We start from the raw sequence: 13,685 nt of genomic DNA, 5'->3' as shown, positions 1-13,685 counted from the left end.
GGGCAGATGCAGCCTGTGCGCGGTATGGTGCTCGGCTCATCTCCAGCGCCTTCCTCTGGTTCCAGCGGCCCCTCCCGCCGCGGCAGCGACACGGAAGGCCTCTTGCCTATGAGCGTAGTGAACCGGGTGCCGCAAGTACACGGGTGCCCGGCATCAGGGCATCCAAGGTTCGCCCGGGCACCCATTTGCCCAAGCCAGCACTATATGCCGTTGCGGTTATACATCGTCCTCGAGCCGCGCAGCGGCCAGGAACTCCCGCAGCCGCTGGCGGGCTGGGCCGGGAACGCCCTGCAGGGGCAGCGGCAGGCTCGGCGCGGAGACCAGACCGAGTTCCTCGGCCAGCGCGCTGACCACACGCAGGCTGCCCAGGCTCCGGAAAAGATCCCACAGCGGCTCCAGGCGGCGCGAGAGGTCCAGCGCCTCGGCGTGCCCTCCGGCCTGCGCGGCCCGGGTGATCCGCAGTGCGGTGCCGGGCAGTACGCCGGCGATCACCGAGTACCAGGTGTCGCACCCGGCGCCCAGTCCCTCGGCGGCCATCCAGTCGCCGCTGATGCCAACCCCGTAGCCGCTTGGGACCACGCGGCGCAGCTCGGCGATGCGCCGGCGAGCGCCATCTGCGGCCGGCGGCGGAATCTTCACCCCGCTCACCCCTTCCAGCCCGGCGATGCGCCCGTGCAGCTCATCGCTGAAGCTGAACCCGGTGGTGCCCGGGTTGTCGTAGACGATGATGGGCAAATCACTGGCCCGGCTGACAGTGCGGTAGAGGTCGAAGACCTCCTGGTCGGTCAGCTTCTGGTAGGACACCGGGGCCAGCAACAGGCCCTGGACGCCGGCGGCCTGCGCGTCAGCCACATGGCCCAGCACATCCCGGGTCCGCAGCGCCCCAACCCCGGCCAGCACCGGTGTCCCCTGGGCGGCGGAGATGCTGGCGGCAAGGACCTCCCGGCGTTCCCCCGGATCAAGGTAGGCGTAGTTGCCGGTGGATCCCAGCACGCCCAGGCAGTCCACCCCGACGCCGGCCGAGCGGGCCACCAGACGGGCCACGGCGTCAATGTCGACCCGTTCCCCCGCCATCGGCACCAATGGAAAAGCGGAAAGTCCCGCGAACTTCATTGTCTCCCCCTCGCTGTGCGCGTTCTGGGGTCTACGTTAACTGAAGCCGCGGGGCTGCCCGCTGTTTATGGCCGGCTGGTTACCGCAACGCGTAGGCCGGGACCGGCTGGTTGTTGTTCGTGCGGCGTACCGCCACGAACCAGGCTGCCGCCACGACCAGGTGCATCAGGGCCAGGGCAATGCCGGTGGCCGGGTCGGTGGCGTGCAGGATCGGGTTGATGATGGAGACGACGGCCACGATCGCGCCAAGCCACTGGGCGATGCGGCAGAAGCCCGGCTTGGCGCTGCCGATGGCGAAGGTAAGCAACCCCAGGATCATGATCGGTGCGAGGGTGAAGCCCAGAACCTGCGCGAACTGCACGTGATCCACCAGCCCGCCGTTGAACACCATGGAACCGCCGGCGGATTCACTGACGAAGAAGACGATGACGTTCAGGTAGGCGGCACCCAGGGCCAAGATCAGGACCTGGACGAAGTTGAAGGGGCTTTTGTACTGGATTTCAGCGCCCATCGGCTGAATTCCTCCTCGGATAGTTGAAGATTGACAACTGATTCTACGTCCAGTAGAAGCCCACAGGAAATACGGGAAGTACGTGAAATAAGCGACATTTTTGCGGCTTCGCCGACACAAGGCGGTGCTTTCTGTACGGATGCGCCCGAGGATTCGTCCCTTTGGCGCCGGCCGGCGGGACGGGACGCCCCCGGCACCACGGCCCGCCCGCACGCGGCACGACAAAGCCGGCGGGTTCCCGTGAAGGTCACCCACCGGCTCGGCCGCGGCGTCGGAAGTGTTGTCTAGACGCTGACCGCATCCAGCGATACGAGGTACTTGGGCAGGTCCTTGACCCCCTCCAGCACGGCATCATGCGGCTGCTCTTCCAGCTCGGCGCGCTGCAGCTTGCCGGTCAGCACACCCACCGCGTGCACCCCGGCGTTGCGGGCGGCCAGCAGATCGTTGACGGTGTCCCCGGCAGCCAGCACGCGGGCCACGTTCTGGACCCCTGTCTGCTCCATGGCGCGGTGGATCATGTACGGCGCCGGGCGGCCGGCGGCCACCTCGTCGGCGGGCACCGCCGCGTCCAGCAGTTCGCCCTCCCCGACGTTCCAGCCCAGCACGCCCAGCAGCACCTCCATCACGTCGCGGGAAAACCCGGTGCTCAGGGCCACCTTCACGCCGCGGGCGGAGAGCTCGCGCAGCGCCTGCTCCACGCCGGGCAGCGCGGTGGGCGGGTTCTGGGTGTAGTAGCCCAGCAGCAGTTCACGGAAGCGCTCAAAGGCCTTGTCCACCTTCCGGGACTCCGGTTCCCCGCCGCCCAGGCGGATCAGCTCGGTGATCGCCTCACGCTTTTCCGCGCCCATCCAGGTCTGCAGGTCGTCGGCGGCAACCTCCACCCCGGTTTCGCGCACCGCGTTCTCCAGGGCACGGTAGACATCCCCGTGCTCATCAACGGTGGTTCCGGCCATATCGCAGACGATCAGTTCAATCATGTCCATCCCTCTTATCTGTCGTGGTTCTTGAGTCTAGGTTGTGGTTCGTGGTGTGGGGCGGCGCGGAGGCGGCCGAGATCGGCACACGGACCAGGGCGGCGCGGTGCGCGCTGGTGTTCTCGATGCTGAAGTTCGCCAGCTGCGGCAGGTAGCGGTCATCGGAGTACTCCAGCAGCTGGCCGGCGTGGGAGGTGGTCAGCCGGCGCTCGCGCAGCAGCGGGGCACCCAGCGGCACCTGCAGCAGCTGGGCATCGCGCTCATCGGCGGCCACCGCGTCGATGGTGTGCCGCCCGCGGTCCAGAGCGATCCCCTGCTCGCGCAGGTAGCCGAAGATCGAGCCGGAGTCGGTGTCGAAGTCAAAGAGCAGGCGCCCGACCGGCAGGGTGAAGCTGGTGCGTTCGACCATGGCCGGCACCCGGTCCAGCAGGCGCAGGCGCAGCACCTGGATGACCGGCGCCCCCTCCTCCAGATCCAGCTGCCCGGCGACCTCGGCGTCCGCCGGACGCTTGGCCAGCTCCAGGGTCTGCTGGCCCGGGACGCGGCCGGTGGAGCGCGCCCATTCGGTGAACGACATGAACGTGGTGAACGGCTGGGAGGCCACGGCGCCGGCGACCACCGGCGGCTTGCCCTGTCCCCCGGTGATCAGCCCCTCAGCGCGCAGCGCGGCCAGCGCGTGACGCACCGTGCCGCGCGAGGCTCCGGCCTGTTCGCACAGCTGCGCCTCGCTGGGCAGGCGGTCGCCCTGGCTCCATTGGCCCGAAGTGATCCGCTCCCGCAGTTCCCCGGCCAGCCACTCATGCTTGGGTTGGTTGTTCTTCTGGTTCACAACTTGATCATACAAGTGGGATTTCCCGGAAAATCAACGTTCCGGGGCCTTTGAGGTGAACATCAGGTGAAGTGAAAACCACCGAGTTGAACAGTGGGGAAACTTGTCCACACAAGTGCCATTTTGGCTTGAACCACGGTCGGACGACGGGCAATGATCGATGCCGTGAACAACGAATTTGAAGCGGAAAACACCACTGGAACCCACAGCGACGTCCTGGTCGTCGGCGCCGGCATCATCGGCCTGGCCCACGCGGCCCGGGCGCTGGACCGGGGCCTGACGGTCACCGTCATCGACCGCGACCACCGTGCGGTGGGGGCCTCGGTGCGCAACTTCGGCCATTGCTGCATCACCGCCCAGTCCGGTGAACTCTACGACCTGGCCCAGGGCGGGCGCGAGCTGTGGCTGCACTACGCCGAGCAGGCCGGCTTCTGGGCCGCGGAAACCGGCGCCGTGGTCGTGGCCCGCACCCAGACCGAACTGGATGTGCTCACCGAACTGGCTGCGGTGCGCGAGCCGGGTCAGATCGTGCTGCTGAACCCGGACCAGCTGGCCCAGCGGCTCGGCCGGCAGGACGCCTCGGGCCTGGTCGGCGGGGCGTGGCTGCGCGATGACCTGCGCGTGGATCCGCGCACCACCGTCGCCCGGCTGGCCGCCTGGGTGGACGAGCAGCCGGCCGGGCGGGTGCACTGGAACACCAGCGCCCTGCAGGTCCAGGCCGGCACCACCCGCCGCGCCGCCGTGCGCACCTCCCGCGGCACCTACGAGGCCGATGAGGTGTTCATCTGCGTGGGCCACGACGTGGACTACCTCTTCCCCCGGCTGGCCGAAACCCACCGGATCCAGCGCTGCGCGCTGCAGATGGCCCGGGTGAAGGCGCCCGGCCAGCTGGAGCTGACCCCGGCGGTGCTCACCGCCAGCTCGATGCTGCGCTACCACGCGTTCACCGAGGTCCCCTCGGCCGCGCGGCTGCGCGAGGAACTGGGCGCCAGCCACCCGCAGCTGCTGGAGATCGACGCGAACCTGATGTTCACCCAGCGCCCGGACGGGAGCGTGCTGATGGGCGACTCGCACAGCTACGCCGCCACGCAGGACCCGTTCCTGGCCGAAACCACCTCCCAGACCCTGCTGGAGGCCGGCGGCCAGGTGCTGGGCACCGAGGCGCTGCAGGTGGTCGAACGCTGGCAGGGCGTCTACGCCTCCAGCGAGCTCGGACCGCTGCTGGTCGCCCCGATCCGCGAGGGCGTGCAGGTGGTCTCGGTGACCGCCGGGGTGGGCATGACCGTGTGCTTCGGGCTGGCCGAACGCAACACCGCCCACCTTCCCGTGCGTGAGCTCGCCACCCGCTAACCCCGCTGCCGCCGCCTGCGGCGCCGGCCCCACCCATCATCCACTGTTCCTCCCCGCTCCAACCGGAGCCCACCGCAAAGGACACACCGCTCATGAAGCACACTCGCCCACTGACCCTGCTGGCCACCGCCGGCGCCCTGCTCGCCCTGACCGCCTGCGGTTCGGCCACCGCAGACACCGGGGCCAACCCCGACGCCCCGGCCTTCTGCGCCGACGGGCCGATCAAGTTCGGCATCGAACCCTTCGAGGACCCGGCCAAGCTGGAGCCGGCCTACGGGGTGCTGGCCGATGCGCTGGAACGCGAACTGGGCTGCGAGGTTGAGGTCCAGGTGGTGGAGGACTACTCCGCCGAGGTGCTGGCCATGCGCAACGGGAAGCTGGACCTGGGCCAGTTCGGCCCGGTCGGCTTCGTGTTCGCCAGCCAGCAGGCCGGCGCCGAACCGCTGGTCTCCTTCGGCACCGCGGACGGCAAGCTGAGCTCCTACACCGCCGGGATCTGGGTGCCCAAGGATTCGCAGATCAAGACCGTGCAGGACCTGCGCGGCAAGGACCTGGCCCTGGGCGGGGTGGGCTCCACCTCCGGGGACGTGCTGCCGCGCTACGCGCTGAAGACCGCCGGGGTCCCCGAGTCCGAGCTGAACCTGAACTACGCCGGCGGGCACCCGGAGGCGCTGCTGGCGCTGACCAACGGCACCGTGGACGCCGCGCAGATCAATTCGCAGGCCATGGCCACCGCCATCGAGGAGGGCACCTTCAACCCGCAGGACTACCGCCAGGTGTGGAAGTCGGACCCGATCCCGAACGACCCGATCACCATCCGCCCGGACGCGGACCCGCAGCTGAAGAGCGCGGTGAAGCAGGCGCTGGTGAACCTGCCGGCCGATGACATCGCCGAGGTCGGCAAGTTCCTGGACGTCACCCCGCCCGGCCCGCTGCTGGAAGTCAGCAAGGAAACCTACCAGCCCCTGTTCGACCTGGCTCAGAAGATGGGCCTGACCGAGGAAGACGCGTAATGCTCAAGCACAGCACACCGGCACCGGCCCGGGATGACCGGCACGAAACCGCCGCACTGAACGTGAACGCACTGGCCAAGTCCTACAACGGGCGCACCGTGCTGGACGGGGTGGACTTCAGCGTGCACCGCGGGGAACTGGTCGCGTTCCTGGGCGCGAACGGTTCGGGCAAGTCCACCACCCTGAAATGCGTGGCCGGGCTGGCCGAACCGGATGCCGGGCAGATCGAACTGAACGGGGTGTCCCTGGCCGGGCTGCACGGCAAGGCGCTGGCCACCGCCCGCAGCCAGGCGGCCATGGTGTTCCAGAAGATCCACCTGGTCCCGCGGCGCACCGCGCTGGACAACGTCTGCGCCGGGGCGCTGGCCCGCCTGGGCGGGGCCGCCTCCCTCTCCCCGCTGTTCTTCTCCCGCGCGGTGCGCCAGGAGGCGATGGACTGCCTGGAGCGGGTGGGGATGGCCGAGCGCGCCCTGGAGAAGGTGGGCCGGCTTTCGGGCGGGCAGCAGCAGCGGGTCGCCGTGGCCCGGGCACTGTGCCAGCGCGCCAGCGTGCTGCTGGCCGATGAGCCGGTCTCCGCCCTGGACCCGAACGCCGCCGAACACATCATGGCGCTGCTGGCCGAGCTGGCCCACGAGCAGAACCTGGCCGTGGCCGCGGTGCTGCACCAGCCGGACCTGGCGGTGCGCCACGCCGACCGGGCGATCGGCCTGCTGGGCGGGCGGATCGTCTTCGACGGCCCCACCCACCTGGTCACCAGCAGCGTCCAGGAACAGCTCTACTCCCCCGAAAGGACCGCGGCATGAGCCTGCAAACCCGCCCACCCATGACCGAGGTGGACCTGAAGACCGCCACCGGGGACGCCCCGTCCCCGCGCAGCCGCCCGGTGCCCCAGGACCCGTTCCGGCACCGCAAGCGGGCCATGTGGGCCCTGGCGGCGCTGATCATCCTGGCCCTGCACGGACTGGCCCTGGCCGGCACCGGCTTCGAGCCGGTGCTGCTGGTGGAGGGCTGGGAGGGCATGGCCCGCTTCGTCTCCGACGCGTTCCCGCCCTCCCTGGACTGGGAGAAGGTCATCGCCCCGGGACTGAAGGCCACGCTGGTCACGCTGTGGATCGGCCTGCTCGGGACCACGCTGTCCATCCCCAGCGCCCTGCTGCTGGCGGTGCTGGCCGCCCGCACCACCACCCCGCACCCGCTGGCCTACCAGTGCTCCCGCGCCATCCTGTCCTTCTTCCGCGCCGTGCCCGACATCGTGTTCGCCCTGATTTTCGTCACCGCCGTGGGCCTGGGCCCGTTCGCCGGCGTGCTGGCGCTGATCTGCCACAACACCGGGGTGATGGGCAAGCTGTGGGCCGAGTCCATGGAGGAGACCGACCAGGGCCCGCAGCAGGCGCTGTCCACCACCGGTGCCTCGCGGCTACAGCAGATCAGCCACGGCGCGCTGCCGCTGGTGATCCCGCAGTTCGTGGGACTGCTGCTCTACCGCTTCGACGTGAACGTGCGCTCCTCGCTGGTCTTGGGTCTGGTGGGGGCCGGGGGCATCGGGCTGCTGATCAACCAGTCCATCAAGTCCTTCCAGTTCGATGCGATGCTCACCCACATCATCATCGTGCTGGTGCTGATCATCGTGGTCGACCAGGCCTCGGGCTTCATCCGCAAGAAGCTGAGCCAGTAACCGGCACCACCACACCGCAAGGCAAGGGGGCCCGCGCAACCGCGCGGACCCCCTTGCCTGTGTTTGGCGCCGCCACCGTGCGGGCTGCCGGCTTTCAAGCAGGGGCCCTGACGCTATAACATGACTGGGGCGTGGGCTGCACCACAACCTGCAGTCCAACGCTGCGCGCCGCGATCATCACGACCGAAGGATCCCCATGAAGATACTGAAATCGATCCCCCTGCTGGGCTGGATCATCATCGCCATCATCCTTGGCGTGGTGACCGGGCCGATCATGCCCGAATGGCTGGGTGGGCTGTTTCTGACCTACAACTCGATCTTCTCCGGGTTCCTGGGCTTCATTGTTCCGCTGATCATCCTGGGCCTGGTCATGCCGGCCATCGCCGAACTGGGCAAGGGCGCCGGCAAATGGCTGGGCATCACCGCGGTGATCGCCTACGGGTCGACCATCATTGCCGGGCTGCTGGCCTACTTCGTCAGCCGCTGGCTGTTCACCCCGGCGCTTTCCGGCGGCGGGCTGGAGGAGTTCGGGGAGGAGTCCGGTTCCGGGTTCACCCCCTTCATCACCGTGGTCGCCAGCGCCGGCGACTCGGCCACCGAGATCGTCCTGCCCCCGGTCATCGACGTGATGAGCGCACTGGTGCTCGCGTTCGTCATCGGCGTGGGCCTGACCGCCTTCCACTCCAAGGTGCTCTTCCGCGGGGCGGTCGAGTTCCGCACCATCATTGAGTCCGTCATCCGGCGCATCATCGTCCCGGCGCTGCCGCTGTTCATCTTCGGCATCTTCATGGACCTGTCGGCCAGCGGGTCGGCGGTCACCGTGATCACCAAGTTCCTGCTGGTCGCCCTGGTCTCCTTCGGGCTGACCCTGGTCATCCTGATCCTGCAGTACACCATCGCCGGCTCGGTCGCCGGACGCAACCCGTTCAAGGCGCTGTGGAACATGCGCGACGCCTACTTCACCGCCCTGGGCACCTCCTCCTCGGCCGCCACCATCCCGGTGACCCTGGATTCGACGAAGAAGAACGGCGTGAACGATTCCGTGGCCGGGTTCGTGGTGCCGCTGTGCGCCACCATCCACCTGTCCGGTTCGATGATCAAGATCACCTGCTTCTCCATCGCGGTGCTGCTGCTGACCGGCGGGAACGTCTCCTTCGGCGCCTACCTGCCCTTCATCCTGATGCTCGGCGTCATGATGATCGCCGCCCCGGGTGTCCCGGGCGGGGCGATCGCCGCGGCCGCCGGCCTGCTGGCCCAGATGCTCGGCTTCGGCGAGGTCGAGGTCGGCCTGATGTTCGCCGCCTACATCGCCCTGGACAGCTTTGGCACCGCCACCAACGTCACCGGTGACGGCGCGATCGCGATGATCATGAACAAGCTGACCCGCGGCAACCTGGGCGCGCAGCCGCAGGACCTGGCCGACACCGAGGTCGAGGCGCTGCCGGGCACCGCCGCGCACTCGCACACCCGGCCCGAGTAGCCGCCGCCTCCGGGCCCGGTCCGCAAACACACCCCAGGCCATGGCGCTGCAATCTGCAGCACCATGGCCTGGGCCGTATTCAAGGGCTAACGCCGGGTGGCCCCGTAGTGGCTGGCCGTGGCCGACACCAGGGCCTGGGCGGCCTCCTTGTCGTTGTACTTCTTGTTGGAGTTGTTCACCGCCAGGTACCAGGAGGCACCCACGATCAGGTGCATCAGCGCCAACGCGATCCCGCTGAGCACATCTTCGGCAAAGAGGATCGGGACGATGATGGACACCACCGCGACCGCCACGCCCAGCCACTGCGCAATGCGGCAGAAGCGGGGTGCGGCCCGGCCGATGACGAAGGTCAACAGCCCCAGGATCAGGATCGGCGGGGCGGTGAACCGCAGGATATGGATGAAGTCCAGGTTCTGGAACAGCCCGCCCGAGAACCTCATGGACGCGCCAGCGGCCTCGCTGACGAAAAACACGAACCCGCACAACACTGCCGCACCAAACGCGGCGATGATGACCTGGGCGAAATTGAACGGCATCCTGTATCTGACAGGCATAGCGTAGGCGCTCATGACTGATCATCTCCTCGGTCACTCGAATCGCTTGAGCCCTGTCAATTCACTGTACGCCGCATCACACCGCAAGAGAACAGGTGCGGGCTGACCGGGCGGGAACCCCCTGTCCAAAGCCGGCGCGGTCTACTTCGATGCGCCAATCGCCCAGACCCGCGGCAGCTGCGTTCCGTTGACCGCCAAGTCTCCAATCAGCCGGGCCTTGAACACCCACGGATTGTGGTTCCCGGCGGTCCGCGCATTGCGCCAGTGCCGGTCAAGGTTCTTCGAAACACTGGTCGCCGAGGCCGCCAGCGCGTCAAAGGCGTGGGTGATCGCGTTCAGCGTCAGGGGCGTGAGGGTCACCTGCGCCTGCGCGGAGGCCAGCTCGGCGGCGTCATTGGCCGCCAGGTCCTCGGCCTGGGTAACCGTGCCGGCGTGCAGCCCCACCGCCGTGTCATGGGCCTCCTGCAGGGCCCGGGAGACCCGCTGCACCGCGGCGGTGGCCACATAGGCGGCGGAGGAAACCTCACCGATCACCTGCAGCAGCTGCGGATCCTGGCTGGCAAGGTTCGCGGCCGCATGGCTGAAGGTGCGTTTGCGCTGCTTCAGTTCGGCGGCAAAGTCGCGTTCGGCCGCGCGGGCGCTGCCGGCCAGCACCACCAGCAGCACCTGCTGGTAGAAGGCCGTCTGGTAGCGGAACCTGGTGTCGAAGTCGATCAGGTCCTCCTCGTGGACCACCGCGTCGGTGAAGGTCGAGGTCCCGGTGCCGGTGGTGCGCTGGCCAAAGCCGTCCCAGTCATCGGCCAGGGCGATCCCCGCCTGATCCGCCCGCACCGCGGCGATGACGCGTTGGCCCGTGTCGGTGCGCTCGGCGTAGGTGTCCAGCCAGTCCGCGAAGATCGAACCGGTCGAATAGTACTTGGTGCCGTTGATGCGAAAACCCCCGTGGCCGTCCGGAGTGACCTTGGTGATCACGTCCCCGACCGTCACTGCGCCAACCTCCGTCCAGCAGTTGCCCACCAGCTCGCCCCCGGCAAAGCGGCGCAGCCATTGGTCACGCCCCGGCCCGGGGGCGGCCACCAGCCGGTCCTCGACGAACGCGAAGTGGGCGCGCAGCGCCTGGGCGATGTTGGAATCGGCGGCCGCCAGGTCGGTGAGCAGTTCGAACAGCTCGCCCAGATCCGCTCCGGCGCCGCCGTGGCTCTCGGGCACGCGCACCGCCCCGAACCCGGCGTCGGCCAGTTGCCTGATCTCGGCGAAGGGCAGCTGGCCGGTGCGGTCGCGTTCGACCGCCCCGGCGGCAATGGACTCGAAGATTGGCGCGAAGCGGGCGCGCAGGCGCTGCAGGCGGTTGGCATTAATAGCTTGAAGAGTCATCATCAATTCCTGAATGAAGTGGAACGTTGGCGCCGTCCAGAGAACGGTAACGACGGCGCCAACGAGTCTGGAAAATCTGTTGGTTTCGGCCTCCGAGAGGTTCGAAAAACTTTAGGTATACAACGAAAGAGGCGGGGTGTCCCCGTGGAGGTAATACTGGCCGACTTCGATCTTCTTGTAGTCGACCGGGTCATGAAGGGTATGGGTGCGGATATTTCGCCAGTACAGGTCAAGCCCCACATCGCTCTTCGTTGAGCTAGCCCCCGTCACCTCGTAGATGCGGTTTGCCACTTCGATTCCGACCTCTGTGGAGACAACTTTCAATTCAGCGATGGCCGCTGCGAAATCCCATCGTTGCTCAGCGGTCAGATCCGCAGAACGTCCGACCTCGCGGTCATAGCGGCGGTTCAGTTTCTCCGCCAGTGCTGCCACTGCTGCCGTACGCGCTTTCAGCTCCCCAATCGTCCGCTGGAAAATTGCATCACGGGAATAGGTTTCGGCATCTGAAAAGAGCCACGCATTCTTGCGCTCCAGCAGGATCTGGCGACCGTGGGCTAACGCTCCCTCAGCCACTCCAAGGTAGAAGTTGGCAAAGCCAAGCTGCACCCCGGGCGTGAGCAGGGTGGAGATTGGCTCATCGGTGACGACACCCAGAACGTCATCGTCCGTGATCTGCACGTCGTGGTACTTGACCGATCCGGACGCCGTCAGCCGTTGCCCGAGATGATCCCAATCGTCAAGCAATTCCACTCCTTGGCGGTCAGCCTCAATGACAAAAGCAAGATCCTGCCCGTGCTTCGGCCCGCCATCGACCACGGCATTGATGATGATCACGTCACCAACACCTGAACCGGTGCAAAAACGCTTGTGTCCGGAAAGAACGTATCCGTTTCCGTGGTACGTGAGTTTTAGCGACGGATCGACTGGATTGACTGAATCGCCCCAGAGCCATCCGCCTTCTGCCGTCAAGCGCCACCAGTTTTCCTGCTGTTCGGGAGCGGCGTAGAACGCGATCCCCGTCTGGTTGAAGTAGTGGTACGCCAACAGCTGTGAAATGGAACCATCAACGGAAGCCAAAATGCGGACGGCTTGAAACGCTGTCTCAAAGTGTCCACCGGCTCCGCCATATTGCTTTGGCACCAGCAGATTCAGCAAGCCCGAAGACCGCAGCAATTGCACCTCGGCTCGTGGCTGATTATTCGCTCTGTCTCGATCTAGGACATCGAGTGCGAGAGTGTCGGCTACCTGTTGCGCGACTACTGCCCAATGGTTAATTTCCTCCTCTGAGGCGTACCCTTCAAACGGGGTCCGGGGCAACGTCGCCTGGGCGATGTTGGTGCTTGTCATGGAGTACCTCTCTGATGCTAGTTCTTGCCGGTCAGAACGATTTCGGGTGTCGGGCTGGCCTTGCTGTCGGCGGCCGATGGCTGGTTGGTGTAGGCGCCTCGGTAAGCAGCTGCTGGATGTTGGTCGTTGACTCTGAGATTTCCGGATCCGGCAACGTATTCCCTCAGGGTCGAACCTTCGTAGTCGATCCAGGTCCTTCCGCGTTTGCGAAGTTCCGGAACAACGAGATCAGTGAACTGTTCGAATGAACCAGGGGTGATTGCGTAGGCGAGGTTGATACCGTCTAGCCCTGACTCATCCACCCAACGTTCGATTTCGTCGGCGACGGTTTCGGCGGACCCGACAAGCACAGGTCCGATCCCACCGATCCCCAAGTAGTCGGCGATGGAATTCGGAGTCCACGATTTACCGGGGTCTGCAGTGGTAAAGATCGACAATGCTGAACGCGCGGCATTGGTGTCTAGATACTTGAGCTCTTCCTCGGACGCGTAACGGCTTAGGTCCAGGCCCGACCAGCCTCCGTAGAAAGTCATGGCACCCTCGCGGGAGACATACTGCTGGTACTCGCGATAAAGGCGTTCCGCCTTGGCATCAGAGTCGGCTACTACGGTTGTAATCAATGCGTAGATCTTCGCGTCGTTTCGTGAACGACCTGCTTCTTCAAGCTCCTCACGAATCGCATCGGTCTGACGGCGCGTTACAGCTGTGTTGATTGAATTCAGGAAGATGCCTTCGGCATGCCGAGCGCCGAAGCGTCGACCGCGAGGTGAGGCTCCTGCCTGGAAGATTGCCGGAGTTCGCTGCAGGGACGGTTCGCTGAGGTGAATACCAGGCACGTCAAAGTACTTGCCGTGGTGGTTGATGGGATGGACTTTCGTTGGGTCGGTGTAAATGCCTCGGGAGCGGTCCTTGATGACAGCGCCTTCCTCCCAAGAGCCTTCCCAAAGTTTGTAGACCACTTCCATGAACTCGTCGGCAATGTCGTAGCGGGCATCATGATCCAGCTGTCGGTGAAGACCAAGATTGCGGGCGGCTGACTCAAGGTAGCTGGTTACGACATTCCAGCCGATACGCCCTCGCGTCAGATGGTCAAGGGACGAAAATTTCCTGGCCAGTGCGTAGGGCTGCTCATACGTGAGGGCCGCGGTGACCGCGAATCCCAAACGCTGTGTTGCAGCAGCCATGGCCGAGACCTGCATAAAGGGATCGTTCAGCGGTACCTGATCGGCATCCAACAGGGCCGGCGCGCTGGAATTGCGGTATACATCGTAGATTCCCAATACGTCGGCAAGGAAAAGGGCGTCAAACCCTCCGCGTTCCAAGGTTTGGGCCAAACTTACCCAGTATTCAAGGCTGTTGTACTCATCAGCCCGGTTCTCCGGGTGCCTCCACAAGCCTGGACTCTGGTGGCTCACACACGTCATGTCAAAGGCGTTCAAGTGAATTCTGTTGCTCATGCTGTTTC

13 protein-coding genes are annotated in these 13,685 nt (G+C 66.1%); 5 read left to right on the top strand and 8 right to left on the bottom strand.

Annotation, left to right across the window (positions count from 1 at the left end; all coding sequences use genetic code 11):
* Positions 1-216: 216 nt before the first annotated feature.
* The 4 genes from FDN03_RS09440 to FDN03_RS09425 form a co-directional block, all read right to left on the bottom strand.
* Positions 217-1,113 (bottom strand): dihydrodipicolinate synthase family protein, encoded by an 897-nt coding sequence (locus FDN03_RS09440; RefSeq protein ID WP_138176308.1) that lies wholly within the window; start codon positions 1,111-1,113, stop codon positions 217-219.
* A gap of 79 nt (positions 1,114-1,192) precedes the next feature.
* Complete coding sequence (locus tag FDN03_RS09435) at positions 1,193-1,624, bottom strand: DUF6069 family protein (protein WP_138176306.1); 432 nt, start codon at positions 1,622-1,624, stop codon at positions 1,193-1,195.
* Positions 1,625-1,908: 284 nt separating this feature from the next.
* Positions 1,909-2,601, bottom strand: a complete 693-nt coding sequence (locus FDN03_RS09430; protein ID WP_138176304.1) for a phosphonatase-like hydrolase — start codon at positions 2,599-2,601, stop codon at positions 1,909-1,911.
* Positions 2,594-3,427 carry a GntR family transcriptional regulator gene (locus FDN03_RS09425; protein ID WP_138176302.1) on the bottom strand — a complete coding sequence of 278 codons (834 nt, stop codon included), beginning with the start codon at positions 3,425-3,427 and terminating at the stop codon, positions 2,594-2,596. The genes FDN03_RS09430 and FDN03_RS09425 overlap by 8 nt, the downstream gene beginning before the upstream one ends.
* Positions 3,428-3,592: 165 nt before the next feature.
* On the opposite strand from FDN03_RS09425, the gene FDN03_RS09420 reads away from it, so the two are divergent.
* From FDN03_RS09420 to FDN03_RS09400, 5 genes are all read left to right on the top strand, one after another.
* Complete coding sequence (locus FDN03_RS09420) at positions 3,593-4,777, top strand: TIGR03364 family FAD-dependent oxidoreductase (protein ID WP_249354471.1); 1,185 nt, start codon at positions 3,593-3,595, stop codon at positions 4,775-4,777.
* Positions 4,778-4,869: 92 nt separating this feature from the next.
* Positions 4,870-5,790: a phosphate/phosphite/phosphonate ABC transporter substrate-binding protein gene (locus FDN03_RS09415; RefSeq protein WP_138176298.1), complete on the top strand. Its 921-nt coding sequence runs from the start codon at positions 4,870-4,872 to the stop codon at positions 5,788-5,790.
* Entirely contained in the window at positions 5,790-6,593 is an 804-nt protein-coding gene (locus FDN03_RS09410) for a phosphonate ABC transporter ATP-binding protein (protein ID WP_138176296.1), read from the top strand. The genes FDN03_RS09415 and FDN03_RS09410 overlap by 1 nt, the downstream gene beginning before the upstream one ends.
* A complete protein-coding gene (gene phnE, locus FDN03_RS09405; RefSeq protein WP_249354469.1) occupies positions 6,590-7,465 on the top strand; it encodes a phosphonate ABC transporter, permease protein PhnE in 876 nt (291 codons plus the stop codon). Before FDN03_RS09410 ends, phnE begins: the two co-directional genes overlap by 4 nt.
* Positions 7,466-7,661: 196 nt before the next feature.
* Positions 7,662-8,945, top strand: a complete 1,284-nt coding sequence (locus tag FDN03_RS09400) for a dicarboxylate/amino acid:cation symporter (protein ID WP_138176294.1) — start codon at positions 7,662-7,664, stop codon at positions 8,943-8,945.
* 86 nt (positions 8,946-9,031) lie between these two features.
* Here FDN03_RS09400 and FDN03_RS09395 read toward each other — a convergent pair whose 3' ends face one another.
* The 4 genes from FDN03_RS09395 to FDN03_RS09380 form a co-directional block, all read right to left on the bottom strand.
* On the bottom strand, positions 9,032-9,514 hold the full coding sequence (locus tag FDN03_RS09395) for a DUF6069 family protein (RefSeq protein WP_212743895.1): 483 nt from the start codon (positions 9,512-9,514) through the stop codon (positions 9,032-9,034).
* Positions 9,515-9,640: 126 nt separating this feature from the next.
* Positions 9,641-10,873: an acyl-CoA dehydrogenase family protein gene (locus tag FDN03_RS09390; RefSeq protein ID WP_138176292.1), complete on the bottom strand. Its 1,233-nt coding sequence runs from the start codon at positions 10,871-10,873 to the stop codon at positions 9,641-9,643.
* 111 nt (positions 10,874-10,984) lie between these two features.
* Positions 10,985-12,220, bottom strand: a complete 1,236-nt coding sequence (locus FDN03_RS09385; RefSeq protein WP_171021196.1) for an acyl-CoA dehydrogenase family protein — start codon at positions 12,218-12,220, stop codon at positions 10,985-10,987.
* A gap of 17 nt (positions 12,221-12,237) precedes the next feature.
* Positions 12,238-13,677: an LLM class flavin-dependent oxidoreductase gene (locus FDN03_RS09380; protein WP_138176290.1), complete on the bottom strand. Its 1,440-nt coding sequence runs from the start codon at positions 13,675-13,677 to the stop codon at positions 12,238-12,240.
* Positions 13,678-13,685: the final 8 nt, after the last annotated feature.

It is taken from the genome of Glutamicibacter sp. V16R2B1 (assembly GCF_005774635.1).
Taxonomy (GTDB): domain Bacteria; phylum Actinomycetota; class Actinomycetes; order Actinomycetales; family Micrococcaceae; genus Glutamicibacter; species Glutamicibacter creatinolyticus.
The sequence above is the reverse complement of the archived record's forward strand: the minus strand, read 5'-3'. Positions and strand labels throughout refer to the sequence as shown.